This window comes from Salinicola sp. RZ23 (assembly GCF_003206675.1).
GTDB lineage: Bacteria > Pseudomonadota > Gammaproteobacteria > Pseudomonadales > Halomonadaceae > Salinicola > Salinicola endophyticus.
In genome coordinates this window covers 60,064-86,550 of record NZ_PZJK01000017.1, presented here as the reverse complement: position 1 = coordinate 86,550, position 26,487 = coordinate 60,064, and the positions used below count along the sequence as shown (strand labels likewise).

Genomic DNA, 26,487 nt, shown 5'->3' with positions numbered 1-26,487 from the left:
AGCGACGTCGCCAGCGCTCTGGGGAGATCGTGACAGAACCCTTGAGCGCCCTGACTATCGGCCTTATGGCTTTACCTTATTTAACTTTCATTAACACAATGGATATAGTGTAACGGTCCAGCCGCCACGAATCGGCAGAGCGCCAAGGTAAGGTGACGCATGCGGTTACTGTCGAACGCAACGCCAAGATGCTGGCGACTCGTTTCCCGCATCGTCCGCCAGGGGCTCCGCCACCTCCTGCTGGTGCTGGCGTGGCTTGCACTGTGGCGGCTCTCGGCGCTGATGGAGTATGCCCCGCATGCCAGCCTCTGGTTTCCGCCGGCCGGCCTGAGCTTCGCCGCCTTGATCGTACTTGGCTGGCGTGCGCTACCCAGCCTGCTAGTCAGTTGTCTGCTGGCCACCTTCTGGGTCGACCAGCTCTACGTCATGCACCAGAGCACGCAAGAGCTGCTGACGGCAGGCCTGGCCTTCGGTCTCGCTCACTGCAGCGCCTATGGCCTCGGCGCCTGGGCACTCAGAAGCGCGCTCCATCGGCAGGCCGAGATCACCACCCCGACTCTGGTGCCGCTGTTTCTCGTGACCGCCTGTCTCTCGGCGCTGGCCGCCACCCTCACCGGCATCCTCTCGCTGGAGATGACAGGCCTGCTGGACTGGACCGAACTGGATTCGATCTGGCTTCCCTGGTGGATCGGCGACATGGCGGGCGTCATCGTTCTCGCACCGCTGTTCCTGGCAGTACTGAGCTGGCGCTACGTCGCCATCTCGGCCTGGCTCGGTGGGCTCGATTTCCAGTTGCCCCGTCGTCCGAGTGCGACCTTCATCGGCAAGCTGCTGCTGTGCCTGCTCCTGCTCAGCGGCGTGACCCTCGTCGATGCCAAGACGCACGACCCCGACGTCGCCTTCGCGGTGTTCTTTCTGATCATCCCGCTGATGTGGATCGTGTATACCGAGAGCGCCTTTCGCAGCGCACTGAGCCTGGCCTTGTTCGCTCTGACGACCGCACTGTGGGTGGCCGAGCTGAGTCTGGTCGAGCAGTCGATGACCTATCAGTTCGCGATCTGCGTGATCGCCACCAGCGGCTATTTCGGCTTTGCCGTCCCGGCGCTGGCGGCGCGCAACCGCCAGCTCAGCGAATTGGCAGCGCGCGATCCACTCACCGGCGTCTTCACCCGGCGCGCCTTCTTCGACAAGGCAGAGCAGATGCATGCCGAAGCCCGGCGTAGCGGCCGGCCACTGGCGCTGCTGGTGCTGGACATGGATCACTTCAAGCGGATCAACGACGACCACGGCCACGACGTCGGCGATCAGACCCTGATGCTGTTATGCCATGCCGTGATGGGCAGGTTGGCACCGCACCAACTGTTCGGGCGCTTCGGCGGCGACGAGTTTCTGCTGCTGGTGAACAGCGATCTCGACACCGCGCGCGAGACGAGTGCCAGGTTGAAACATCACATAGCAGGCCTTCGGGTGCCGGGCACCCAGCACCCGCTCTCGGCGACCATCGGTATCGCCGAGCTGAGGGCGGACGACACCCTCACCCTGGCCTTTCGCCGTGCCGACCTGGCGCTGCTGCAGGCCAAGCGCAGTCGACATCGTCAAGCCGACATCCCGCCGACCGCCGCCAACGGTTGAGCCTGCCGCGGCCTGCCATGCACGACGGATCGCGCATCCCCCGCCAGCGTCCACTCCCGCCGCTCTCAGACGTCGTGGTATTCACACGTCGCCGGCATTGTCACGCTCGACGGCTTCGAAGAGCCGGTCCTGGAGGTCGGGGATCGCCGCCTGGACCCGGTTCCAGCTGGGAATGAACGGCTTGTCGCGGGGGGATTCGAAAAACGCCGCGCCGGCCTGCATGATGTTGTCGGCGAACAGCTCCACCGCCGCCTCCTCGCTGTGGCGGTCGAGCTTGAGCCCGTTCATCGCTGCGTCATGATCATAGGCCTCGATCAGATCCAGCGCGGTGCGGTAATAGGTGGCCTTGACGGTACGGAAGCTCTCGACGCTCATCTCCACGCCCAGGGTCGCCAGCTTGCGGTACATCGCCTTGGCGATGTCCATGCTCATGCGGTTGAGCCCGCCGCTCGGGTCCGCCTCGGAGATCGGCTGATGCTTGTGGTCATAGGCGTCGGCGATATCCACCTGACACAGCCGCTTGGTCGAGAAGTTGCGATGCACCTCCGACAGCACCCCGATCTCCAGGCCCCAGTCGCTGGGGATGCGGATCCCGTCGAGCACGTCGGCACGCATCGAGAACTCACCGGAGAGCGGGTAACGGTAGCTGTCGAGGTAGTCGAGATAGGGCAGCGGGCCGTAGATCATCTTGAAGGCACGGATCAACGGCGTGACCATCAGCCGCGAGACCCGGCCGTTCAGTTTGCCGGCAGCAATCCGCGAGTAGTAGCCCTTGCAGAATTCGTAGTGAAAGCGCGGATTGGCCACCGGATAGATCAGCCGCGCCAGCAGCCCGCGATCGTAGGTGACGATATCGCAGTCGTGCAGCGCCACCGCCTCCGCCTTGCCGGAGGCGCGCACATAGCCCGAGCAGTACCAGACGTTGCAGCCCTTGCCCGGCTCCAGCGGTGCCAACCCCTCCGCCGCCAGCTCCTGGTGCAGCGCCCGCAGTCGCGGGCCGTCGTTCCACAGGATGCGGTGATGCTGCGGCAGGCGGGCAAAGAACTCCCGCGCCTTGAGAAACTGCTCGCGATCGGCGCGGTCGAGCCCGATCACGATCTCGCTGAGATAGGGAACCTGACACAGCTCATCGACGATATGCGACAGCGCCGGCCCCTCCAGCTCCGAGTAGAGCGACGGCAGGATCAACCCCATCGGGCGCTGGCGCGAGAAGCCCTTGAGGTCGTTCTCCAGCGCCTCTACCGAACGTCGGGTGAGGTTGTGGAAGTTGGTGATGATACCGTTCTGGTAGAAATCGCTCATGCCACGTCCTCGTTATTATGAAAGCGCTGAAATAGACCCGTCGAACCGGTCGCCGGAGACGCTTGAGAAGCCAATCTCGGAGCACGCCGAACCGGTGTCGGCCTACGCGCAGGGGCAACCGAGCGTTCTCGGCAGTTCACGCTGGCGCCTGCCGCTCCCACCAGTGGGCGAGCCCTTCGGCCCAACCCTGCGGGCCCGGCGCCTGGGTGCGATAGAGCCGCGCATGGGTCAGCGACATTGGCTGGCCGTGATCCGCACTGATGATCACCGCCATGTCGGTGGCGGCGAGCAGCGTCAGATCGTTGGGCCCGTCGCCGAGCCCCAGTGTCGGCGGGCGGTGGCCACGCAGCGCCTCGAAGCGCGCCAACAGCCAGCGCACCGCATGCCCCTTGTCGACCGCCCCCATCACATGCCAGAAGCGACCGCCGCGGGTGAGCTGCAGACCGTCGCTGTGGAGCGTCTCACGCAGCCGTTGCAGTTGGGTGTCATCGTCTTCCCACACCAGCGGCTCACTGCCTTCGCGCGCCATCGCCTGGCGTGCGCCTTCGGCGCTGAGCGCGGTCAGTTCGCGCACCTCCTCGAGCGTCATCTCGCCCATGCGCCGGAACCGCAGCCCCAGGCGCTCGCGCACCACGTCCAGGCGCCGGCGGATGAAATCGACATCCAGGCTCGGGGTCTTCACCACCAGCCCCTCCGGCGAGGCCGGATCGCGATCCAGGCGTGCATGTTGCCAGGCCGGCGGCAGGCCGATGACGGCGCCGTTCTCGGCGATGAAGGGGGTATGTTCGAGTGCCAGCTCCCGGCGCAGTGCCAGCAGCTCTGCGCGGGTCTTGCTGGTGGTGGGAATCACCGGCACCCCGGCCGCCGCCAGGCGTTCGAGCCAGGGCGCGGCGGGCTGCCAGTCGTAACTGTGATGATCGAGCAGCGATCCATCGAGATCGGTGAAAACCAGCAGGGGGGGCCGCTGCGGCCCGCCAGTCGCGTCACTCATCGCATCCCCCTATCCGCGTTCACGATCGGTCAACCTCGGTGACCCTACCGCTTGAAGGTAGCACGGATCGTGCCAACACCAGCGGCACGGCACCATCCGGGCTGCGGTGACGCAGAATGGGGCACTTTCGCGCCCCGCATCTCAGGACAATGCACCGCGATGGTGCGAATCAGGCTCGGCACCGCGCGTGCCGCGCCGCAATGGCGAGTACACCGGCGATGGTGGCGGCGTCACTGTCGATCGCCTCGACCGTCAGCCCCGTCTGCGCCAGCGCCAGGGTATAGCTCTGACGCAGGCTCTCGGCGCCGACCAGCAGGACCCGCTCGAGACCCGGCCGGGCCACGCGCATGGCGTGCACCTCCTCGCCGATCAGCACCCCGGAGAGAAAGCTGCCCACCTGGGCTGCGGACAGGCCGGCATAGAGATGCCGGCTGCGCCCTTCGAACAGGGCGTGCAGCACACCGCCGGCGTGGCCGGCGCGGGAGAGACCCAGCTCGAACGCGGCAGCATCGAACGCCGCGTCGTCGCGGGCAGGTTCCCCTGGGAGAGTATGGAAACGCACTGCATGGTAGAGCTCGCCGGTCATCAGTGTGGTGAAGTCGGTCAGACGCCCCTGTTCGAGGCGCGCCCACTTGCTGTGGGTGCCCGGCAGACAGCAGTCGGCGCTGTCGAAACCAGCCAGCGCCAGGGCGCCGAACGCCTGCACCTCCTCTCCCCGCATGACGTCGACATGCGTCGGCGTGACCTGCTTCACCCCCGGCACGATCCAGGTGTTGTCGAGGCCAGGCGCCGCGACCACACGGTCGGCGAGATCGGCGGCAGTCACCGGCAGCTCCAGCTGCGGTGCCTCGAACCAACCACGCTGCGAACCGACCATGCCGGCGAGATAGATCGGCACCGGCTCGCCCACCTCGCCGGCGCGCCAGTCACTCACCTGTGCGGCGCAGTAGTGCGGAAACTCCTCCCGCGCCAGTGCACGCAGGCCGGAGCTCGAACGCCGCGTATCGAGCGTGCGACCGCTGGCGGCGTCGACCAGAAAGGCGCGGAAGTTGCTGGTCCCCCAGTCGACGACGATCAGCCGCTGGCTCATGCGTCGGCCTCGCGCTCGAGCTGCTCGGCCTGATGCGCCACCTCGCGCAGCCGCTGCCACTCGGCGACCAGCGCCCGCGCGATCTCGCCCACCTCCGCGGCACGGCGCCCGGGCTTGTAGAGATTGCTGCCGAAGCCGAACCCGGCCACCCCATGGGCATGCCACTCGGCCATGTTGCTCTGCTCGATCCCACCGACCGCCAGTACCGGCAGCCCTTTGGGCAGAATGGCGCGGATATCCTTGAAGTAGGCAGTGCCCAGACGCGCCGCCGGGAACAGCTTGAGCGCCGTCGCGCCCGCCTTGGCCGCGGCCAGTGCCTCGGTCGGCGTCATGCAGCCGATCATCGGCGCCAGACCATGAGCGACCCCGGCACGGATCACCTCGGGATCGCTGTTGGGGGTAATCAGCAGTGGCGCGTCCAGGCCGGCGAGGCGCTCGGCATCCGCCGGGTCCAGTACCGTCCCGGCACCGATCACCACATCCGCCGGACAGCGTTTGCTGATGGCCGCGATACTCTCCCAGGCGCGGGGCGAATTGAGCGGAATCTCGATCAGCTTGAAACCCGCCGCGACCAGCGCATCGAAGACGCCGTCGACCTCTTCCGGCGTGATACCGCGCAGGATCGCCACCAGCGGGCGCTCGCGCAGCGCCGTCTCGAGCGCGAACTTGCGTGTCTCTTTCATCTCTCTCTCCTCGTTGCCGCCCGGTTATCACGCCGGCATTGTCCTNNGTGTAGGACAATGCCAGTTAGTATGTCGTACATAGGATTCAGCAATCCCCCCCGCGGCGCCTTCATACTTTGGTCGGCCATGCCCGACGTCCGCGCGCCCCAAGATCCGACACCAGCCGACCACCTCCAGTGAAGACGGCAGCGCCAGGCGCCATCACGCGATTCGTCTGGCGCGCTTCGACACCGAGCCCATGGCCTCATGCTGGTACTGGCTGGGGGTCATCCCCTTCTGTTCACGAAAGTGTCGATTGAAATTGGAGAGGTTGTTGTAGCCGACCTGAAAGCAGATATCGGCGATGGAGTGCCTGCCTTCGAGCAGGAGTCGGCAGGCATGGCCGATGCGGATTCGCCGTAGAAAGGCCACGAAGGTATCCCCCGTCGCCTGCTTGAAGAAGCGCGAAAAGCCCGAGGGAGACATGCCATGCTGGGCGGCCAGCGTCGACATGCGCAGCGCTTCGTGGAAGTGATCGTGGATGTAGCGCAGGACGGCGTCGACCTGCGCCGAGGAGACACTGCTGGCCCCGGGGCCATAGCCACGCCCGGAGAGTGTCCGATAATCGCTCTGCGACAGGCTGCGCAGAATCGCCAGCATGCTGAGCAGCCTGCCGGCATTGTCCTGCTCCCCCATCTTGATCAGCAATTCACTGCAGCGGGCCGCTTCCTCACCGCTGAACTCCACGCCCCGCGCCGAGTCCTCGATCAGCGGCGACAGGCAATTGAGCTCGGGACAGAGCACCATCATGTGCTCAAGCCACTCGCCCTTGAACTGCAGCACGACGTCGCGCCCTTCGATCAGCGGCCGGGCTTCATCGGGGTCGCTGAACCAGGCATGCGGAATATTGGGCCCGACCAGCACCAGATTGCCCGGCGCGAAGCGACCGATATAGTCGCCGACGAAACAGTGCCCCTGCGAATAGCGGATGAGATGCAGTTCGTATTCAGGATGATAATTCCAGCGTGCGAGCGGCGCGGGGAAGTCGTGGCAGTGCCAATAGAAGCTGAATTTCGGATCCTGGCTGATGCTTTCGAAGACAGGGGCACCCAGCGGAGCATCATTGAGCGGCGCAGCGATCATCGGTATCAGTGCCTCGGTCAGCCAATACGGTGCATGACGTCCATCGATGAATGACCCACAGCAGACAGCCGGTCATATCGCTCGACTGGCGATAGGCGCCCGCCCCATGGGCCGCTAGCGGCGCCTCTGTCGCCCCCTGCCTATCCTGAAAGGAATGGGAGCGGCAGACTTTTATACTTTGGTCACGATCGCCCGTTCAACAGCGACCGCCCACTCACCGAATCAGCCCTTCAAATCCTTTAAAAACAATAAAATAGAAGATACCACAGCAAGCCCTGCAAAAAAGTATCAGCCCCTCGAAAATTACAGCCTAGCCGCTTTTCCCGCCTAACGCGTAGCGTCACTGCCAAGCCGGTGGCGAGTCGAACCGGGCCGATAGAAGGTCGGTTCTCGCCCGTTTTCCCTACGACCTGAGAAGCGCGCCATGAAAGCCAGAGCCCTGGTGCTGGAGAAAAAACGCGAGCTGTCGCTGCGTGAGATCGAACTGCCGGATCAGCTCGGCCCCGATGACGTACGCGTACAGATACATACCGTGGGCATCTGCGGCAGCGACGTCCACTACTATACCCATGGCCGTATCGGCCCGTTCGTGGTGGATGCGCCCATGGTGCTCGGCCATGAGGCATCCGGAGTGGTCACCGCGGTCGGTAGTAACGTCCACCATCTTCAGGTCGGTGAACGGGTATGCATGGAACCCGGCATTCCCGATCCCACCTCGCGCGCCTCCAAGCTGGGCATCTACAACGTCGACCCCAGCGTACGCTTCTGGGCCACCCCGCCGGTGCACGGCTGCCTGACCCCGGAGGTCATTCATCCGGCAGCCTTCACCTTCGCCCTGCCCGACGCGGTCTCCTTCGCGGAAGGGGCGATGATCGAGCCGTTCGCCATCGGCATGCAGGCAGTGATCAAGGCGCGCATGCAGCCGGGGGACGTCTGCGTCGTCACCGGCGCCGGGCCGATCGGCCTGATGGTCGCGCTGGCGGCACTGGCGGGCGGGGCCAGCGAGGTACTGGTCTCCGATCTGGTCGAGGAGAAGCTGGCGATCGCCGGGCGCTACGCCGGCATTACCCCCGTCAACGTCTCACGCGAGTCGCTGCGTGACGCGGTCGCCGAGCGCTGCGGCCAGGACTGGGGCGCCGACGTGGTGTTCGAAGCCAGTGGCAGCCCCCGGGTCTATGACGACGTGCTGGCCTGTGCCCGACCCGCCGGCACGATCGTGCTGGTCGGCATGCCGGTGGAGCCGGTCACCTTCGATATCGTCTCGGCCCAGGCCAAGGAGCTGCGCATCGAGACGGTATTCCGCTACGCCAATGTCTATGACCGGGCGATCGACCTGATCGCCTCGGGCAAGGTCGATCTCAAGCCGCTGATCAGCGAGACCTTCGATTTCGAGCAGAGCATCGAAGCCTTCGAACGCGCCGCCAGCGCTCGACCCCAGGACGTCAAGCTGCAGATCACGCTCGATACCTGAATGACACCTAATACCAGCACGCAATCCACCAGAGGCAAACAACAATGACCCAGTTCAAGCGTCGCGACATATTGAAGGGAATGGGCGGGCTCGCCGGCCTGTCGCTGATGGGCGCCGGCGCGCTGCGCACGGCCCTTGCCCAGGGGATGGCCAGCGATGAAGCCTGGAAACAGGCCAGCGGCACCACCATCCAGTTCATCTCCGAGAACACCCCGCCGACGACGGCGATCGCCGCCAACCTGGACGCCTTCAAGGCGCTCACCGGAATCACCGTCAACATCACCGAGATGCAGCTGGGAGCGCTGGTACAGAAGGTCGCGCTGGACTTCGGCGCCGGACGCAGCGCCTACGATGTGATCTATGCCGACCCCTATCAGGTGCTGGCGCCCTATCATCGTGGTCTGGTGGATCTCAATACGTTCATCAAGGATGGCCAGCAACCGGTCGTCCCCAAGGGCATCGAGGACTTCATTCCCTCGCAGCTGACCGCCGCCGGCCGTTTCGAGAACGACGAGTCCCTGTACGCCCTGCCCTACGATTGCCCGACGATGATCTGGATCTACCGCCGCGATCTGTTCGAGAAGTACCGCGACCAGATGCAGCAGGATCTCGGCTTCGACCCGATGCCCACGGACGACACCACCTGGGAACAGTACTATCAGATCGCCGCGTGGTTCAGTGACGGCAACGCCAGCGAGGTCAAGTACGGCACCGGTCACCAGGCTCAGCAGTACGATTCGCTGATGTGCGACTTCTCCAACGTGCTGTTCGCCTACGGCGGTAGCTACTTCGCCAACGGCCAGCAGATCGGCCTTTACGGCACCGACTCGCCCGGCGCCTGCCAGTTGACCAGCGATGCCTCGCTCGAAGCAGCGCGCTTCTACCAGAAGCTGTTGAAGGTCGCCCACCCCGGCAGCACCAGCTGGGACTGGACCGGCGTTGCCAACGCCTTCCAGAACGGCGAGTTCGCGATGATGCCGGAGTGGCACGAGTTCGCCGGCTCGTTGGAGAGCTCGGATCTCAAGGGCAATATCGGCTATGCCCCGCTGCCCAAGGGCCCCGCACGCAGTGCCAATCTGTGGGGCGGCACCGGGATCGGCATCAACGCCAACGCCTCGCCCGAGAAGCAGAAGGCAGCGTGGCTGTTCCTGGTCTGGGCGACCTCGCCGCAGACCCAGTTGATGGGGCTGAAGAGCAAGGTCGGCGGCGGCACGCCGACACGTCAGTCGGTCTACGACATGCCCGAGGTCAAGGCGGCCAGCAAACCGCCCACCGACATGCCCAACATGCTCACCGCGGATACCATGCTGATCGCCTGGCAAGACGATCACATCGGCCTGCGACCCAAGATTCCCCAGTGGAACGAGGTCGACACGGTGATCTTCACCGAGCTCTCCAAGATGCTCGCAGGGCAGATGTCTCCCGAGGAAACCATGCAGAGCGCCAAGCAACGCATCGATCGCATCGTGGGGGCGTGACGCATGGCGCTGGTGACCGCAAGGCCCGCACCACGGCGGCAGAGGTTCGAGCTGGCGATGATGTCGCCAGCGCTCGTCCTGCTCGCCCTGATCACGCTGGTGCCGTTCTTCTCGATCATCTGGATGAGCTTCAACGACGTCAGCCTGATGGGCGGGCTGAGCATGACGTTTTCTGGCCTCGACAACTGGCAGCGGGTGTTCACCGACCCGGACATCCGCGCCAGCTGGCTGATCAGTCTGGTCTACTTCCTGGCCACGGTGGGCCTGGAGATGCTCATCGGCACAGTGATGGCGCTGCTGGTCTACAGCCTGAGGCGAGGCAGCAACATCATCATCTCCCTGCTGCTGATTCCGATGTTCATCGCCCCGGTGATCGTCGGTCTGCTCGGACGCTTCATGCTCGACCCCAGCCACGGCCTGTATGCCTGGATACTCAATGAAACCGGCCTGTTCGACGGCAATATCCTCGGCAGCGTCGGCTCGGCGATGGCCGCGGTGATCCTGATGGATGTGTGGGAGTGGACGCCGCTGGTGGCGCTGATCGTGCTGGCCGGGCTCACCTCGGTGCCGGAAGACACCCTGGAAGCGGCCGAGATGGACGGCGCCAATTATCGCCAGAAACTGCTCTATATCATCCTGCCGTCGATCTCCAACATCCTGCTGGTGGCCCTGCTGATCCGCGCCATGGATGCGATTCGCTTCTTCGCGATCATCTTCATCACCACCAACGGCGGGCCTGCGGACTCCACCAAGATCATTCCCATCAGGCTCTACGACATCGCTTTCCGCTTCTTCGACCTGGGCTACGCCGCCGCCGTCGGCATTACCATGCTGGTGTTCTCGATTCTGGTCGCCAATGCGTTCACGAAGCTGCTCAAACGCCGGGAGAATGCCTCATGACCCCCGCCAAGCGCTGGCTCCCCTTCACCTTGAAGATCGCCCTGCTGACGCTACTGCTGCTGTGGACGCTGGTCCCGATCCTGTGGATGGTGCTCTCTTCGTTCAAGCCCAACAGCATCATCACCGCCAATACGCCACGGCTGTTGTTCACCCCGACCCTCGAGCACTACGCGACGCTGTTCAGCGGTGGCAACAGCCTCTGGCCCTATCTGACGAACAGCCTGCTGATCGCCGGAACCTCGACGTTGATCGCCGTGGTCCTCGGCTGCATGGCCGGCTTCGGGCTGTCGCGGATCCGGATCAAGGGCAAGCAGCACCTGGCGTTCTGGATCATCAGCACGCGCATGGCGCCGATCGCCGCCGTCATCGTGCCGCTGTATCTGCTGTTTCGTTATCTCTACCTGCTGGACACCCACATCGGCCTGATCGTCGCTTATCTGAGCTTCAATCTGCCCTTCGCCATCTGGCTGATGACCGCGTTCTTCGACGACCTGCCGCCCGATCTCGAAGAGGCGGCGATGATCGACGGCGCCACCAAGTTCCAGGCATTTCGACTCGTGGTGCTGCCACTGATGACCCCGGGGCTGGTGACCACCGCCATCCTCTGTTTCATCTTCGCCTGGAACGACTACGCCTTCGCTCAGACCTTCTCCGGCCCCGGCACCCAGACCATCCCCATCGCCGCGGCGCAGTTGCTGACCCAGACCGGCATCGACTGGGGCAAGCTGCTGGCGATCGGCACCATCGTGGTCTGCCCGATGGCGATCGCCGGGCTGCTGGTCAAGCGCTGGCTGGTCAAGGGGCTGACCCTGGGCGCCGTCAAATGAGCACCATCCAAGGGGCCGCGACGGCAGAAGTCCCAGCCACTCCGACACCCCACAGGGAGAGACGCATGAATGTGATGTCGCAGTTCGATCTGAGCGGCAAGGTCGCCGTGGTCACCGGCGGCAACGGCGGGCTCGGCGAGGCGTTCGCCCAGGCGCTGGCCGAGGCCGGCGCGAAGGTCGCCATCGCCGCCCGTGGACATGAGCGCAGCCTGGAAGTGGTCAGGGCGCTGACCGATGCCGGCCACCATGCCATGGCCGTGGAGGTCGACATTACCCAACCCGAGGCGGCGGATGCGCTGCTCGACGAGGTGGAAGCCGGCCTCGGCCCGGTCGATATCTTCCTCAACAACGCCGGCGCCTGCCAGCATGCTCCGGCGCTGGAGGTCACCCCCGAGCGCTGGCGCGATATCTTCGATATCAATGTCCACGGCCTGTGGTACTGCGCCCAGGCCGCCGGCCGGAGAATGCAGTCGCGCGGTGGCGTGATCATCAACATCGGCTCGATCTCGGCGATGATCGTCAATCGCCCGCAGATGCAGCCCGCCTACAACGCCTCCAAGGCCGCCGTGCACCAATTGACCAAGTCGTTGGCCGCCGAGTGGGCGCCCTACGGCATCCGCGTCAACGCGCTGGCCCCCGGTTACGTCAAGACCGCGATGGCGCCAGTCGACGACCCACGCTTCAAGCCGCGCTGGATCGACGATGCGCCCATGCAGCGTGCTGCCACACCGGCAGAGCTCGGCCCCACTATCGTCTACATGGCCAGCAACGCCTCGAGCTTCATGACCGGCTCCATCGTCGTGGTGGATGGCGGCTACACCCTCTGGTAGCCGTCACTCGTGACGGCGCCCATGGCCATCAGGAAACCACCATGGCAACGCTACAACTCAACGACATCGTCAAGGACTTCGCCGGCACGCAGGTCATCAAGGGCGTCGACCTGGAGGTCAAGGATCGCGAGTTCGTGGTCTTCGTCGGCCCCTCGGGCTGCGGCAAGTCGACCCTGTTGCGCATGATCGCCGGGCTGGAGAGCGTCTCCAGCGGCGACATTTTGATCGACGGCCAGCGCATGAACGAGGTCGGCCCGGCCGAACGCGGCCTGGCGATGGTGTTCCAGAGCTATGCGCTCTACCCGCACATGACCGTCGAGGACAACATGGGCTTCAGCCTGCGCCTGGCCGGCGTGGACAAGGAGCAACGCCGTCAGAAAGTGCTCGAAGCGGCGCGCATCCTACAGCTCGAGAACCTGCTCGAGCGCAAGCCCAAGGCGCTCTCCGGCGGCCAACGTCAGCGCGTGGCGATCGGCCGCGCGATCGTGCGCAACCCCAGCATCTTTCTGTTCGACGAGCCGCTGTCGAACCTCGACGCCGCCCTGCGGGTGCAGATGCGCATCGAGCTGGCGCGCCTGCACGAAGAGCTCGATGCCACCATGATCTACGTCACCCACGATCAGATCGAGGCCATGACCATGGCCGACAAGATCGTGGTGCTGCAGGGCGGCATCGTCGAGCAGGTAGGCTCGCCGATGGCGCTCTATCACCATCCGCGCAACCGCTTCGTCGCCGGCTTCATCGGCTCGCCGAAGATGAACTTCACCGACGTCGAGGTACACGACGTCGCCCCCCAGGGCGTCCTGGTGCGCCTGCCCGGCGGTGGCGAATCACGTATACCGGTGGACGGCAATGGCTGCCAGGCCGGCGACATTGCCACTCTGGGCATCCGCCCTGAACACCTGGTTCTGGATGACAACGGCCCGCTGACGGGCGAGATCGTGGTCATCGAGCGTCTCGGCGGGGTCACCTCGCTCTACGTGCAGTGCTTCGGCGAAGAGTGGATTCTGGTCACCGACGGCGAGGTCTCCCACCGCGTGCGCGACAGCGTGCGTTTCGGCTTCGCCCCCACCCGCGCGCACCTGTTCGCGGAGGACGGCCTGGCCCTGCCCCACCTCGAGCGCCATCCGCTGGTCAGCGTCGAGCGCAAGGAGAACCGGGCCGCCACCAGCTGACACCCCTGGCGAAACGCCGATCCACCGCGGACCGCCTGCCGGGCAGACGGAAGACCGGGAGCGCCGTCTACACGGCGCTCCGTCACCACTCGGCGATGGAGCCATCCTCGTGCGTCCATACCGGATTGCGCCAGCGATGCCCGATCTTGGCGCGCTCCTCGACGAACGACTCGTCGATCTCCACCCCCAGCCCCGGGCCGTCGGGGATCGCACAGAAGCCGTCATGAATCGATAGCGCGGACTTGTCCACCAGGTAGTCGAGCACATCGTTGCCCTGGTTATAGTGAATGCCCATGCTCTGCTCCTGGATGAACGCATTGTGGTTGACCGCGTCCACATGCAGTGAAGCCGCCAGGGTCAGCGGCCCCAGCGGGCAGTGCGGGGCCAGGGCGACGTCGAAGCAGGAGGCCAGGGTGGCGATCTTCATGCCTTCACTGATCCCGCCGCAGTGGGAGAGATCCGGCTGCACGATATCGACCATGCCCTCGGCGAGCAGATCGCGGAACTGATAGCGGGTGTGCAGACGTTCACCGGTGGCGAGCGGATAGCCCAGGCCGCCGGCGATATGCTTGAGGCTGGGCAGGTGCTCGGGCAGCACCGGCTCTTCGACGAACATCGGGTGATAGGGCTCGAGTTCGCGCAGCAGCGCCTTGGCCATGGGCCGATGGACACGCCCGTGGAAGTCGATGCCGATGCCCACATCGGGGCCGACGGCATCGCGCGCCTCGGCCACCCGGGCCACCGCCTCATCAACCTTGGCATGCGAATCGACGATCGCCATCTCGGCGGTGCCGTTCATCTTGAACGCGGTGAAACCCTTCTCGACCAGCGCCTTGGCGCCAGCGCCGACATCACTCGGCTTGTCACCACCGGTCCAGGCGTACATGCGCATGCGATCGCGCACCTTGCCGCCGAGCAGTTGATGCACGGGCACGCCGAGATCGCGCCCCTTCAGATCCCACAGCGCCTGGTCGATACCGGCGATGGCGCTCATCAGGATCGGGCCGCCGCGGTAGAACCCGGCACGGTACAGGGTGTTCCACAGGTGCTCGATACGGTGCGGGTCCTGACCGACCAGGTAGTCGGCAAGTTCGTGGACCGCCGCCTCGACGGTCGCGGCACGCCCCTCGACCACCGGCTCACCCCAGCCGTAGCAGCCTTCGTCGGTTTCGATCTTGAGAAACAGCCAGCGCGGCGGCACCTGCCAGGTCTTCAAACGGGTAATCTTCACGGCTCACCTATTCGCCAAGTCTGTGTAATGAGATATGCATGCGCAATGAGAGTTGTGCGCACGGAGTCTTGCGCCATGGGCAGTCACTGCAGCGGCACCGAGGCACTCGGCACCACAGATACACGTGTGCGGCTGCCCCACGAGCGTCAAGAGGACGCCTGCGGCAGGCCGATCACGCGGGGATGTTGCACCAGCTCCTCCATGCCGAGATCGCGGCCGGTTCGCTCGAGCACCGCCCGCGCCGCCTCGACGGCCTCTTCGGGCTGACGCAGGCGGATCGCTTCCAGCACGCGGGCGTGGCGCGCCATGCTGTCGTCGAGCTCGTCGGCACTGTGATTGGAGCGGGCGACGATCATGGCAATGGCGGGCTTGAGCACGTGCGAAATCTGCGCCCAGATGAGATTGTGCGACGCGGCGAACACCGCCTCGTGGAAGGCGACATCGTAGTCGTCGTGACTCATCCCCTGCCAGCACAGATCCGGCGCCTCCAGCGCGGCCAGCATGCCCGCGTGGGCGCTTTCGATCGCCAGCAGATCGGCGGCGGTCGCATGGGTCGCTGCCAATCCGGCGACGAACGGCTCCACCGCCACGCGAAAGGCGAAGACCTCACGCTGCAGTTCGGGGTTGGGCCGCGCATAGCGCGCCATCCAGGCACTCACCTGAGGATCGAGCAGATGCCAGGCGGCCAGCTCACGCACCCGCGTACCCTGCCCCGAGATACGCGTGACTAGACCGGCATTCACCAGTTTCTGCAGCGCGCTGCGCACGGTGCTGCGGCTGACCCCGAAGCGCGTGCAGAGATCGACTTCGCGCGGAATCATCTCGCCGCTGGCGTACTCACCGCCGAAGATCGACGCCGCCAGCGCGTCGGCGATATCGGCACGGGGCTCTTGAGCCGCGGCGGCTACGGCGGTTTGCGCGTCTGTCGGCATGGATGTTCAACTCACTGGAGACTATGTCCGACATAGCCTCAGACATGCCACGGGATAATGCTCTTAGACCATGGTCATGAACAAGACCAAAGTTGTAGGAAGGGACGACTGAAACGACGGCGGGCAACACCGTCGACGAGTGACCGCCAAACGAAAACGCCCCTCGAAGGAGGGGCGTCGTAAAGCGTATCGCTTGAGCTCAGCGATAGACCGGCAACCGGCCGCAGACGGCTTCGACCTGGCCCTTGACCGCGTTCTCGACCTCGCTCGAGTCGCCCTGCTGCATGGCGTCGAGGATATCGCAGATCCAGCCGGCGAGATCGCTGCACTCGCGCTCCCCGAAGCCTCGGGTGGTCACCGCCGGAGTACCGATACGCAGGCCAGAGGTGACGAACGGGCTCTGCGGATCGTTCGGTACGGCATTCTTGTTGACGGTGATGTGCGCACGCCCCAGCGCCGCATCCGCGTCCTTGCCGGTCAGGCCCTGCTTGACCAGCGAGAGCAGGAACAGATGGTCTTCGGTGCCACCGGAGACGACTTCATAGCCGCGCTCGATGAACACGCCGGCCATCGCCTGGGCGTTCTTGACCACCTGCTGCTGGTAGCTCTTGAACTCGGGGTCCATGGCTTCCTTGAAGCAGACGGCCTTGGCCGCGATGACGTGCATCAGCGGGCCACCCTGGCCGCCGGGGAAGACCGCAGCCTGCAGCTTCTTCTCGATCTCGGCATCGTTCTCGGCGGAGAGGATCAGGCCGCCGCGCGGGCCACGCAGGGTCTTGTGCGTGGTGGTGGTGACCACGTGGGCATGGGCCAGCGGGCTCGGGTAGACACCAGCGGCGACCAGGCCGGCGACGTGCGCCATGTCGACCAGCAGGTAGGCACCCACGCTGTCGGCGATCTCGCGGAACTTGGCCCAGTCGATGATCTGGGAGTAGGCCGAGAAGCCGGCGATGATCATCTTCGGCTGATGTTCCTTGGCCAGCTTGGCGACTTCGTCGTAATCGATCCGGCCGCTCTCATCGATACCGTACTGCACGGCGTTGTAGTGCTTGCCGGAGAAGCTCGGCTTGGCGCCATGGGTGAGGTGGCCGCCGGCGTCGAGGCTCATGCCGAGAATGGTGTCGCCCGGCTTGACCAGCGCCTGGAATACGGCGCCGTTGGCCTGGGAGCCGGAGTGCGGCTGGACGTTGGCGTAGCTGGCGCCGAACAGCTCCTTGGCATAGTCGATCGCCATCTGCTCGATCACGTCGACATGCTCGCAGCCACCGTAGTAACGCTTGCCGGGATAGCCTTCCGCGTACTTGTTGGTCAGCTGCGCGCCCTGGGCCTGCATCACGCGCGGGCTGGCGTAGTTCTCGGAAGCGATCAGTTCGATGTGTGCTTCCTGACGCGCGACCTCCTGCTGCATCGCTTTCCACAGGGCGTCGTCGAATCCGGCAATCTGCATGTCTCGCGTGAACATCGGCGGGTATCCTCGGCTCGGGGAGGGGACGATCGGAACCGCGCCCGGCGGACTCCGATCATGAAAACGTGGCGCGATGATACCCCAGCGCCGGCGGCCTTTCCTATGAAAGTCCGTCATGCGCGCGCGCATAATTTCTCACCTTGGCTTTAGCCTGGGTAAAACGTCACCGGATACGACATCCGCTGTCGGCCTACCGTCTTCTCCAGGTGAAGCACGGCCCTCTGGCACGCTGGAGTTTGCCTACACCATGCGCGCCCGGCGCCGCCCTGGTGCCAGCGCGTGTCGCACATCGCGGGTGGCCGCTGACGACGCGCTGCGCCGCCAGCGGAACGCTCGGCCGGCACCGCGCCTCAGGGGGTCAACGAGATCCAGACGGTCTTGAGGTCGGAGTACTCCTCCAGCGAGTGGTGGGACTTGTCACGGCCGTTGCCCGACTGCTTGACGCCACCGAAGGGGACGGTCTGGTCCATGCCGGCCCAGTTGTTGACGTAGACCTGCCCCGACTGCAGTCGCCGCGAGACCCGCATGATGCGGTCGATATCCTGGCTCCAGACCCCCGCCGCCAGGCCGTAGTCGCTGTCGTTGGCCAGCGCGACCGCCTCCTCCTCGGTGTCGAAGCCGAAGACCGACAGCACCGGACCGAAGATCTCCTCACGGCCGATCGCCATGCTCGGCGTGACGCCGTCGAAGATCGTCGGCGGGATGAACAGCCCCGGCCCCTCCGACGCACTCCCGCCGCTGCGCAGGGTGGCCCCCTCGTCGATGCCGCGGCGGATGTAGTCGAGCACGCGCTGATACTGGGTGCGATCGACCATGGCGCCCATGAAGCTCGCCGGATCGAGCGGGTCGCCGGGCTGCATGTGCTCGGCCGCCGCCAGCAGCTTGTCGACGAAGGTCTCGCGGATGCGGTTGTCGACCAGCAGCCGGGAGGCGGCAATGCACACCTCGCCCTGGTTGTGGAAGATCGCCTCGGCGGCGTGGCGAGCCACCGCGTCGAGATCCTTGCAGTCGGCGAAGACCAGATTGGGGCTCTTGCCGCCGCACTCGAGATAGACGCGCTTGAGATTGGATTGACCGGCGTACTGCATCAGCTGCTTGCCCACCGCGGTGGAGCCGGTGAAGGCGAGACAGTCGACCCCCATCGACAGCGCCAGCGCCTTGCCCACGGTGTGGCCGAAACCGGGGAGAACCTGGAAGACCCCGGCGGGCAGTCCGGCCTCGCGTGCCAACGCCGCCAGACGCAGCGCGGAGAGTGGCGACTTCTCCGAGGGCTTGAGGATCACGCTGTTGCCGGCGGCCAAGGCCGGCGCGATCTTCCACGCGGTCATCATCAGCGGGAAGTTCCACGGCACGATCGAGGCGACGACACCTAGCGGCTCGCGCAGCACCAGCCCCAGCGCATCGTCGCCGGTGGGGGCGACTTCGCCGTAGAGCTTGTCGATCGACTCGGCATGATGGCGCAGACAGGCAATGGCGCCCCCCATGTCCCCTAGAGAGCTGCCGATCGGCTTGCCCATGTCGAGGGTATCGAGCAGCGCCAGCTCCTGCTTGTGCGTCTGCATCAGCTCGGCGAAGCGCAGCAGCACCGCCTTGCGCGCCCCGGGCGAGCGCCGCGACCACTCCCCCTCGTCGAAGGCACGCCGCGCCCGGGCCACTGCTTTCTCGGCGTCGGCGGCATCGCAGCTGGCGACCTCGGCGAGGGTGTCGCCGGTGGCCGGATTGATGCTGGCGAAGGTCTCGCCGCTCTGCGCGTCGACGAAGGCATCGTCGATGAAGGCGCGGGTCTCGATCCTCAGCTCGCTGGCCAGACGCTGCCAGTCGGCATGGGTCATTGCATCGCTCAGTGCATTGCTCATCGCTCGTCTCTCTCGATCAGGTCATCGCTCAGGGTTATCACCCAGGTCTCTCACTCGTATTTCGTATCGACAGGCCCCCACTTCTCCGGGGGATTCAGTGCACGACGTCTCTGCGCCGAGCATACGCCGCTCGGCATCTCGCCGCGGCGCGCCCGCCGGCACGCCTCTCCCCGTCTCTCTGGCGCTCAACCCTCGCCCAGCAGTCCCAGGCTCTGCACCGGCGCCTGCCGGCGTACCCCGCGCGACAGCAGATGGCCGATCACGCCGATGATCAGCGCGCCGCCGAACGGCAGCAACAGCCACAGCCATAGATGCAGCCGCGGGGCGAGATCGAGCCAGCCGGCGTAGACACCCAGTGCAGCGCCCTCGGCCAGCAGCGCCGCCATCAGCCCGCTGGTGAAGCCGAGCAGCGCGAACTCCACCCCCTGAACCCGCGAGAGAAGACGCTGTCCGGCGCCGAACACCCGCAACAAGCCGCTCTCATGTGCGCGCAGGGACTGGCTGGCGGTGAGCGCGGCATAGAGCACGCTGATCCCGGCGAGCAGGACGAAGCCCAGCACCAGTTCCACCGCGCGGGTGACCTGGGCCAGCAGCTCGCGCACCCGCGCGAGAATGGCATCCACATTGAGCAGCGAGACGCCGGGATAGGCCGCGACCAGCCGCCCCAGCACGTCGCCGTGGGCGGCGGCATCCAGGTGGAAGGCGGTGATATAGCTGTGCCCGTAGCGTTCGAGTACGCCGGGCGGAAAGATCACGAAGAAGTTGGGGCGGAAGCTGTCCCAGTCGAGATCGCGCAGGCTGGTGATCTCGCCGGTGACACTGTCGCTGCCGATGGTGAAGGTCAGGCGGTCGCCCAGCCCCACGCCGAGCCGTTCGGCGAGGCCACGCTCGACGGAGATCGGCACGCTGCCTGCGGCCACCGGGGTGTCGGCGTCGAACCAGCGCCCAGCGACCAACCGATTGCTCTCGGGCAGCGCCGCGCGCCAGGTCAAGTTGAGCTCGCGCTTGAGCGCGTTGTCGTCGCGATGCGCCTCGGGCACCGCTTCGCGCGCGGGGCGGCCGTCGATGGCAGTCAGGCGCCCGCGCACCATCGGGTAGAGCGCGCTGCGGGTATCGGCGACCTGATCGAGGATGGCGCTGAAGCCCTCGCGTTCGCCGGGCTGGATATTGATCGCGAAGTAGTTGGGCGTATCTGCCGGTAACTGGGTCTGCCAGGCGCTCAGCAGATCGCCGCGGACCAGGGTGATGATCGCCATTGCCGCGAAGGTGACAGCGAACGCCAGCAACTGGCCGAGGCTTGCCTGACGCCGCCGCGCCAGCTGGCTCGCCCCCAGGCGCAGGGCGCGGCTGAGATCGCCCCCGCGCGTGCCAAGGTTAGCGGCCAGGCGCAGCACCAGCGCCAGCAGCAGCCAGCCCAGCCCCCATAGCACGACCAGCGCGAGGAGCCCGCCCACCAGCAGCGCCGCGGCGAGCCCGAGATCGCCGGAGTAGAGCCATAGCAGCGCGCCGAACACCAGACTGGCCACCGCGACCACCAGCCACGCCGAGGCGGGCAGCGGATCGAGCTCGCGGCGCAGCACCTTGAGCGCACTGACCCGCTGTAGGCGCAGCAGTGTCGGCCCGGCGAACCCCACCAGCACCGCCAGTGCGGTCAACACGCCCAGCAGCAGCGGTAGCATGCCCGGGGCCGGCAGCGTCAGCGGCAGAAAGCGCGCCAGCAGTGCCAACAGCACCGCCTGGCCTGCCAGGCCCAGCAGCGCGCCGACCACCGAGGCCGCCAGCGCCAGCCAGGTCAACTGCCAGGCGAACAGCTGCGCCAGCTGGCGCTGGCTGGCACCGAAGCAGCGCAGCAGCGCGGCGGTATCCAGGTGGCGGTCGACATAGCGTCGGGTGGCCATGGCCACCGCTACCCCGGCGAGCAGCACCGCCGCCAGCCCGGAAAGACTCAGGTACTTCTGCGCCCGGGTCAGGGCACTGCCGAGCTGTGGCCGATCGTCACGCACGTCCTCGATCTCCACGCCCTGCTGACGCAGCCGCGTGAGTAGATCGCCCACCGCCGCCACCGCCGCTGGCGGGCCCTTGGCCAGCAGTTCGTACTCGATCCGCGAGCCCGGGCGGACCAGCCCGGTGGCATCGAGATCGGCCAGACGCATCATCAGCCGCGGGCTCAGGCTGGCGAACCCCGCCGACTGATCCGGCTCGCGGTCGATCAACCCGGACACCGTCAGCTCACGCTGGCCCACCTGTACCTGCTCGCCGATCGCCACGCCGAGCAACTGAGCGAGTCGCGGCGCGATCCATACGCTGCCCGGCGCCGGCCCCGCGGCGCGCTCGACGATACCCTCACCGAGATCGACGCGCAGCTTGCCGTAGAGCGGATAGGCAGCGTCGACCACCTTGAGACTGGCCAGTTGAAAGGCGTCGCCGCGGCTGACCATGGAGACGGTGTCGACCTGGTCGGAGAGCGTCAGCCCTGCCCCACGCAGCGTCGTGCGCAGGTCATCAGCGAAAGGGTCGCTCTGTTCGAGCTTGATGTCGCCGCCCATCAGCTGCCCGGCCTGGCGGGTCAGGCCGCGATCCAGGCGGTCGAGAAAGAAGCCGATCATGGTCGTGGTGGCCACGGCCAGTACCAGGGCGACGAACAGCGCGCGAACATCGCCAGCACGCAGATCGCGCCGAAGTCCCTTGAGCGACAGTCCCAGCAGCGAGCCGGCAGCGCTCATGCCAGGACCTCGTCACGCTCGAGGGCCACCAGACGGCCGCCGTCGAGACGCAGGCAGCGCTGGCAGCGACGCGCCAGATGGGGGTCATGGGTGACCAGCACCAGCGTGGTACCGGCCTCGCGGTTGAGCGCGAACAGCGACTCGATGATCGCACTCCCGGTATCGCGGTCGAGATTCCCGGTGGGCTCGTCGGCGAATACCAGCTCGGGCTGGGTGACGAAGGCGCGCGCCACGGCGACCCGCTGCTGCTCGCCACCGGAGAGCTGCTTGGGCAGATGATGGAGACGCTCGCCGAGCCCGACCCGCCCCAGCCAGTCGCGGGCCCGCGACTCCAGCCCGCGGCCGGGGGTCAGCTCCAGCGGCAGCATCACGTTCTCCAGCGCGGTCAGGGTGGGCAGAAGCTGGAAGTTCTGGAACACGAAGCCCACACGACCGGCACGCAGGGCGGCGCGGCCATCCTCGTCGAGCGCCGGCAGTGCGGTACCGAACAGCTCGAGTTCACCATGGCTGGGGGTGTCCAGACCCGCCAGCAGCGCCAGCAGGGTCGATTTACCCGCCCCGGAACTCCCCAGGATGGCCACGCTCTCGCCGGGCATGACGCACAGGTCGAGATGGTCGAGGATGGTCAACTGGCGGTCGCCACTGGCGACCTGCTTGCCGAGGCCGCGGGCCTCGAGCGTCGGGGTCGCGGATGCCGGGGCGGCGTGCGTCTCGCGGGTGTCGGACATGGAACGGGATTTCCTGTGTAGTGGCGCGTCCTGCTGGGCGGTAACGGCGTGCCGCGGCGTGGCCGCCGATGCCCTCCACTCTGGCACGCTTCCCCCGAGCCGGCCAGGTGCACCCGCCGACCCTGGAATGCCTTGCCCCTCTCTTCACAGCGCTTGCCGACATCCGGGTTGTGATGCCTGGTGCCATCGTGATCATGACGCTTGCCGGAGTCGTGGTTGCAACGGCAACATGGCGATCTCGATCGCTCCCTCACCGCTCGACGCCTGGCCCGCGCCATGGCGCCCGGATCGTGAGGCCGCTTATCGTCGTTTTGCCGAGCTCGTGGTCGGGTAAAATCCGCTGTCGCCGATTCTCCCAAGGAGTGAGACATGTTGCCTGGTTTCTGGATGCCCGGTTCGACACGGGCGTGGCTGCGCGCGCTCATGCAGCGCGCACTGGGCCTACTGCTGGCGCTGACCATGGCGCTGACACTACTGCCCGGCGCCGCGCAGGCGCATACGCTGCTGGTGATGGGCGACAGTCTCAGCGCGGCCTATGGCATCGACCCGCAGGCAGGCTGGGTCAACCTGCTCGAACGCAAGTTGGGCAAGGGCTATCCGGTCGTCAACGCCAGTATCTCCGGTGAGACCACCTCCGGCGGCGCGGCGCGGCTGCCCGATCTGCTCACCCAGCATCGCCCGGATATCGTCCTGATCGAACTCGGCGGCAACGACGGCCTGCGCGGCCTCTCGCCCCAGCAGATGAAGGTCAATCTGGCCAAGATGATCGAGCGCAGCCGGGCCGAGGGCGCCCGCGTGCTGCTGCTGGGCATCGAGGTGCCGCCCAACTACGGGCCCGCCTATACCAACGCCTTCCGCAACGTCTTCACCCAGCTCGCCGACGAATATGGGCTACCGCTGGTGCCATTCCTGCTCGAAGGCGTCGATCTCGACAACATGCTGCAGGCGGATGGCATCCATCCCACGGCCGAGGCCCAACCGATCATCCTGGCCAATGTCTGGACCAAGCTCGAGCCGATGCTCACGGAAGACGCCGATAGCCAGCGTTGAGCGCAGTCTGTCGCCTGGCGCGCCGCCAGCGGCGTGCTAGCCTAGCCAGTCAGTCAGTGGCTTCGAGCATGCCGACACCTTGTCAGTCACACGCGATCCAAGCCCGAGGAGGCACCGGGCGCCCCAACGAGAGGCCAACAAGATGCAGATGGAAGGCGATACGGCGCTGGTCGCAGCCTATGAATTGAACGGCAACGGCGGCGGCTCGCTGCTCAGCGTGCGGCAGCTGCGCGAGGCCTGGCAGTCGCCGGAACGGCCACTATGGATGCATCTCGACTTTCGCCATGCCGATGTGGGCACCTATCTCGAGGAGATCGCCGGGCTCGACGAAGCGGCGATCGAGGCGCTGCTCGAGGAGGACACCCGCCCCCGGGTCGCCAAGTTCCGCTACGGTGCCGTGAGTACGCTGCGCGGGATCAACCTCAACCCCGGCGCCGCCCCGGAGGATCTGATCTCGCTGCGCATCTGGATCTCCGCCAACCGCCTGATCACGCTGCGCCGGCGTCCGCTGAAATCGGTCAGCGAGGTACGTGATCGCATCGATCGCGGCGAGGGCGCGCTGTCGGTGCCCGACCTGCTCGCCTGGCTGACGGAGACCCTGGTCGACAACGTCGGTGACGTGGCCCACCAGCTCGACGACCGCCTGGGCAAGCTGGAAGAGGATCAACTGAGCGACAGCGAGGTCGATCCCGACGACCTGTCGCAACTGCGCCGATCGCTGATCACCCTGCGCCGTTTCATGGGACCGCAGCGCGACTGCCTCGAACAGATCGCCCACGGCTCGGACAGCTTCGATGAGGATACCCGGGTCTCGATACGCGAAAGCGCCAACCAGCTATCGCGCTACGTCGAGGACTTCCACGCCATGCAGGAGCGCGCGCTGATCCTGCAGGAGCAGCTGCTCAACGAGCACAACGAGCGGCTCAACCAGCGCATGTACATGCTGGCGATCGTCACCACGGTGTTCCTGCCGCTGAGCTTTTTGACTGGCCTGCTGGGGATCAACGTCGGCGGTATCCCCGGCGCCAACAGCCACTACGGCTTTGCGGTCTTCGTCGCGATCACCGCCGTGGTCGGTGGTGGTGTGATGTGGCTGCTCAAGCGCAAGCACTGGTGGTAGGCCGACCGCGCCAGNNGCTGGCGCGGTCGGTGTGTCCCAGATCGCGCTGCGGGTCGAGCCGATCGCGAACCCGGCGCTTGAGCTCCTTGATCTCAGGGAAGCCACCGTCGCGCTTGCGCTCCCAGAGTGTCTGCTCATCGTAGAGCACTTCGAAGTGGCCGCCGTGGCTGGGGGCCAGCGCCACCTGTTCGAGATCTTCGCCGAAGGTCTGCAACAGCTCCTGGGCGTACCAGCCGGCACGTAGCAGCCACTGGCATTGGGTACAATAATGAATGCGGATGCGGGCCATGCGACTCTCCTCGGCGACGGTTGCACTGGCGCGCATGATGCGCGGATCGCCGCGCCGGACTCAAGTCACCTGGCCAGCGAGCCGCCGCCTGGACAGGCAAGCTGGCCCCACCCTATCACCCAACCGGAAACAAGGACGTTTTCCATGACGGCAAGAGATTCAAGCACTCGCGGTGGCGACAACGACAGCCTCACCCGCCTCTTCGAAAGCGTCACCGGCGATGACGACAGCCGCATGTGTCGCGATATCTCCGATGCCGCCTGCCGTGAACAGCCGGGCAACTTCTTCCGCCATCTGGTGGCAGCGCTGGGCAACAAGCTCGCCGACGAGCTCTCCAACGCGCGCCTGATTCTGCCCTGGCTGATGGGAGCGATCGGCGCGCCGGTGTGGATGGTCGGCCTGCTGGTGCCGATCCGCGAGGCCGGAGCCCTGCTGCCGCAACTGCTGATCGCGGGCTATATCCGCCTGCGCGAGATTCGCAAATGGGTGTGGGTGGCCGGCGGCGTGGCCCAGGCCGTGGGCGCGGTGCTGCTCGGACTGCTGGCACTGTTCGGCCACGGCAGCTGGGGTGGCGCGCTGGTGCTGATCGCACTGACCGGGCTCTCGCTGGGGCGTGGGCTCTCCTCGGTGGCGACCAAGGATGTGATGGGCAAGACCATCGCCAAGCAGCGTCGCGGCACACTGATGGGCTGGAGCGCCAGCGCTGCCGGCGCACTGACGCTGCTCGTGGGTATCGGGCTGATGCTGATGGGCGACCGCCCCGGCACCTGGGCGCTGGCAGTGCTGCTGTTCGCCGCCGCCCTGGGCTGGGCGCTCAACGCCCTGTGCGCGGCGGCGATCCGCGAGGCGCCCGGGGCCACCGAAGGCGGTGCCAACGCCTGGGACAGCGTCAAGCAGGGGGTCTCGCTGCTGCGCCGCGACCGCCGCTTCCTGCATTTCAACCTGTCCCGTGCCCTGCTGCTGTCGAGCGCCCTGGCGCTGCCCTACCTGGCCTTGCTGGGCCAGCAGAACAGCGGCACCGACCTGGCCAGCCTGGGCATCCTGGTACTCACCTCAGGGGTCGCCGGCATGATCGGCGGGCCGATCTGGGGCCGCCTGGCCGATCGCTCCAGCCGGCGCGTGATGCGCAACGCTGCCATCGGCGCCGCGCTGTGCTGTGTCGCCGGCGCCGCCTGCGTGCTGCTGCCGGAGGCCGCACGCACCAGCGTGTGGCCCTATGCCGTGGTGTACGGGCTGCTGATGATCGCCCATGCGGGTATTCGCCTGGGGCGCAAGACCTATGTGGTGGACCTCTCCGACAGTGACACCCGGGCGCTCTACGTCGCCTTCTCCAATACCTTCACCGGGGTGCTGATGCTGATCGTCGGCCTGCTGCTCGGGGTGCTCGCCCAGTGGCTCGGCAGTGCCCCGCTGCTGCTGCTGCTTGCCCTGCTGGCACTGGCCGCCGCCGGCAGCGCTCATGCGCTGGCCGAAGTCGAGGCGTGAAGCGCCGTGACGCGCCCGCGCCGGCCGATGTCAAAGCGTTGTAATCCAACGGCGCCATGGCATCATGACCGCTTGTATCGTCCCTACAAACCGTCGCATGTCCAGCC

General features: G+C 66.2%; 22 protein-coding genes. 10 read left to right on the top strand and 12 right to left on the bottom strand.

The genetic code is table 11. From position 1 onward, the window contains the following. The first annotated feature begins 159 nt into the window (after positions 1 to 159). The gene (locus tag DOM67_RS17340; RefSeq protein ID WP_110678236.1) at positions 160 to 1,632 is read left to right on the top strand and encodes a diguanylate cyclase; all 1,473 of its coding nucleotides are present in this window, start codon (positions 160 to 162) and stop codon (positions 1,630 to 1,632) included. A gap of 81 nt (positions 1,633 to 1,713) precedes the next feature. Here the strand turns inward: DOM67_RS17340 and DOM67_RS17335 are convergent, their stop codons facing one another. The 5 genes from DOM67_RS17335 to DOM67_RS17315 form a co-directional block, all read right to left on the bottom strand. Further along, complete coding sequence (locus DOM67_RS17335; RefSeq protein WP_110678234.1) at positions 1,714 to 2,934, bottom strand: glycosyl transferase; 1,221 nt, start codon at positions 2,932 to 2,934, stop codon at positions 1,714 to 1,716. 136 nt (positions 2,935 to 3,070) lie between these two features. Further along, the gene (locus DOM67_RS17330) at positions 3,071 to 3,925 is read right to left on the bottom strand and encodes an HAD-IIB family hydrolase (RefSeq protein ID WP_110678232.1); all 855 of its coding nucleotides are present in this window, start codon (positions 3,923 to 3,925) and stop codon (positions 3,071 to 3,073) included. A gap of 169 nt (positions 3,926 to 4,094) precedes the next feature. After that, the gene (locus DOM67_RS17325) at positions 4,095 to 5,015 is read right to left on the bottom strand and encodes a 2-dehydro-3-deoxygalactonokinase (RefSeq protein WP_110678231.1); all 921 of its coding nucleotides are present in this window, start codon (positions 5,013 to 5,015) and stop codon (positions 4,095 to 4,097) included. Then, on the bottom strand, positions 5,012 to 5,698 hold the full coding sequence (locus tag DOM67_RS17320; protein ID WP_110678229.1) for a 2-dehydro-3-deoxy-6-phosphogalactonate aldolase: 687 nt from the start codon (positions 5,696 to 5,698) through the stop codon (positions 5,012 to 5,014). The genes DOM67_RS17325 and DOM67_RS17320 overlap by 4 nt, the downstream gene beginning before the upstream one ends. A gap of 201 nt (positions 5,699 to 5,899) precedes the next feature. Then, positions 5,900 to 6,820, bottom strand: a complete 921-nt coding sequence (locus tag DOM67_RS17315; protein WP_110678228.1) for an AraC family transcriptional regulator — start codon at positions 6,818 to 6,820, stop codon at positions 5,900 to 5,902. Positions 6,821 to 7,244: 424 nt separating this feature from the next. Between DOM67_RS17315 and DOM67_RS17310 the strand changes: the two genes are divergently transcribed. The 6 genes from DOM67_RS17310 (at position 7,245) to ugpC (ending at position 13,501) form a co-directional block, all read left to right on the top strand. Continuing rightward, complete coding sequence (locus DOM67_RS17310; protein WP_110678226.1) at positions 7,245 to 8,291, top strand: NAD(P)-dependent alcohol dehydrogenase; 1,047 nt, start codon at positions 7,245 to 7,247, stop codon at positions 8,289 to 8,291. Between the two features lie 44 nt (positions 8,292 to 8,335). Beyond that, positions 8,336 to 9,769 carry a sugar ABC transporter substrate-binding protein gene (locus tag DOM67_RS17305; protein WP_110678224.1) on the top strand — a complete coding sequence of 478 codons (1,434 nt, stop codon included), beginning with the start codon at positions 8,336 to 8,338 and terminating at the stop codon, positions 9,767 to 9,769. A 60-nt stretch (positions 9,770 to 9,829) separates the two neighbouring features. Beyond that, entirely contained in the window at positions 9,830 to 10,669 is an 840-nt protein-coding gene (locus DOM67_RS17300; RefSeq protein ID WP_232825303.1) for a sugar ABC transporter permease, read from the top strand. Further along, the gene (locus DOM67_RS17295; protein ID WP_035475213.1) at positions 10,666 to 11,496 is read left to right on the top strand and encodes a carbohydrate ABC transporter permease; all 831 of its coding nucleotides are present in this window, start codon (positions 10,666 to 10,668) and stop codon (positions 11,494 to 11,496) included. Before DOM67_RS17300 ends, DOM67_RS17295 begins: the two co-directional genes overlap by 4 nt. 65 nt (positions 11,497 to 11,561) lie before the next feature. Beyond that, a complete protein-coding gene (locus DOM67_RS17290) occupies positions 11,562 to 12,326 on the top strand; it encodes an SDR family oxidoreductase (RefSeq protein ID WP_110678220.1) in 765 nt (254 codons plus the stop codon). Positions 12,327 to 12,367: 41 nt separating this feature from the next. Continuing rightward, on the top strand, positions 12,368 to 13,501 hold the full coding sequence (gene ugpC / locus DOM67_RS17285; RefSeq protein ID WP_110678218.1) for a sn-glycerol-3-phosphate ABC transporter ATP-binding protein UgpC: 1,134 nt from the start codon (positions 12,368 to 12,370) through the stop codon (positions 13,499 to 13,501). A gap of 82 nt (positions 13,502 to 13,583) precedes the next feature. Here the strand turns inward: ugpC and dgoD are convergent, their stop codons facing one another. The 6 genes from dgoD to DOM67_RS17255 all read right to left on the bottom strand — a co-directional run bounded on the left by dgoD (position 13,584) and on the right by DOM67_RS17255 (position 22,436). Next, the gene (dgoD, locus tag DOM67_RS17280; protein WP_110678216.1) at positions 13,584 to 14,732 is read right to left on the bottom strand and encodes a galactonate dehydratase; all 1,149 of its coding nucleotides are present in this window, start codon (positions 14,730 to 14,732) and stop codon (positions 13,584 to 13,586) included. A 146-nt stretch (positions 14,733 to 14,878) separates the two neighbouring features. Then, positions 14,879 to 15,664 carry an FCD domain-containing protein gene (locus tag DOM67_RS17275; protein ID WP_110678214.1) on the bottom strand — a complete coding sequence of 262 codons (786 nt, stop codon included), beginning with the start codon at positions 15,662 to 15,664 and terminating at the stop codon, positions 14,879 to 14,881. Positions 15,665 to 15,863: 199 nt separating this feature from the next. Next, positions 15,864 to 17,126: a serine hydroxymethyltransferase gene (gene glyA / locus DOM67_RS17270; RefSeq protein WP_110678213.1), complete on the bottom strand. Its 1,263-nt coding sequence runs from the start codon at positions 17,124 to 17,126 to the stop codon at positions 15,864 to 15,866. A 353-nt stretch (positions 17,127 to 17,479) separates the two neighbouring features. Further along, positions 17,480 to 18,985 (bottom strand): aldehyde dehydrogenase, encoded by a 1,506-nt coding sequence (locus DOM67_RS17265; RefSeq protein WP_110678211.1) that lies wholly within the window; start codon positions 18,983 to 18,985, stop codon positions 17,480 to 17,482. Between the two features lie 185 nt (positions 18,986 to 19,170). Next, positions 19,171 to 21,708 (bottom strand): FtsX-like permease family protein, encoded by a 2,538-nt coding sequence (locus DOM67_RS17260; protein ID WP_110678209.1) that lies wholly within the window; start codon positions 21,706 to 21,708, stop codon positions 19,171 to 19,173. Further along, on the bottom strand, positions 21,705 to 22,436 hold the full coding sequence (locus tag DOM67_RS17255; protein WP_110678207.1) for an ABC transporter ATP-binding protein: 732 nt from the start codon (positions 22,434 to 22,436) through the stop codon (positions 21,705 to 21,707). Before DOM67_RS17255 ends, DOM67_RS17260 begins: the two co-directional genes overlap by 4 nt. Before the next feature lie 459 nt (positions 22,437 to 22,895). Between DOM67_RS17255 and DOM67_RS17250 the strand changes: the two genes are divergently transcribed. Further along, a complete protein-coding gene (locus tag DOM67_RS17250; protein ID WP_280951080.1) occupies positions 22,896 to 23,486 on the top strand; it encodes an arylesterase in 591 nt (196 codons plus the stop codon). A 142-nt stretch (positions 23,487 to 23,628) separates the two neighbouring features. After that, complete coding sequence (locus DOM67_RS17245) at positions 23,629 to 24,606, top strand: zinc transporter ZntB (protein ID WP_110678203.1); 978 nt, start codon at positions 23,629 to 23,631, stop codon at positions 24,604 to 24,606. On the opposite strand, the gene DOM67_RS17240 is transcribed toward DOM67_RS17245, so the two are convergent. Then, positions 24,584 to 24,895: a SelT/SelW/SelH family protein gene (locus DOM67_RS17240; RefSeq protein WP_110678201.1), complete on the bottom strand. Its 312-nt coding sequence runs from the start codon at positions 24,893 to 24,895 to the stop codon at positions 24,584 to 24,586. The two genes, DOM67_RS17245 and DOM67_RS17240, sit on opposite strands and share 23 nt — an antisense overlap. A 144-nt stretch (positions 24,896 to 25,039) precedes the next feature. On the opposite strand from DOM67_RS17240, the gene DOM67_RS17235 reads away from it, so the two are divergent. Next, the gene (locus tag DOM67_RS17235) at positions 25,040 to 26,380 is read left to right on the top strand and encodes an MFS transporter (protein ID WP_110678199.1); all 1,341 of its coding nucleotides are present in this window, start codon (positions 25,040 to 25,042) and stop codon (positions 26,378 to 26,380) included. Positions 26,381 to 26,487: the final 107 nt, after the last annotated feature.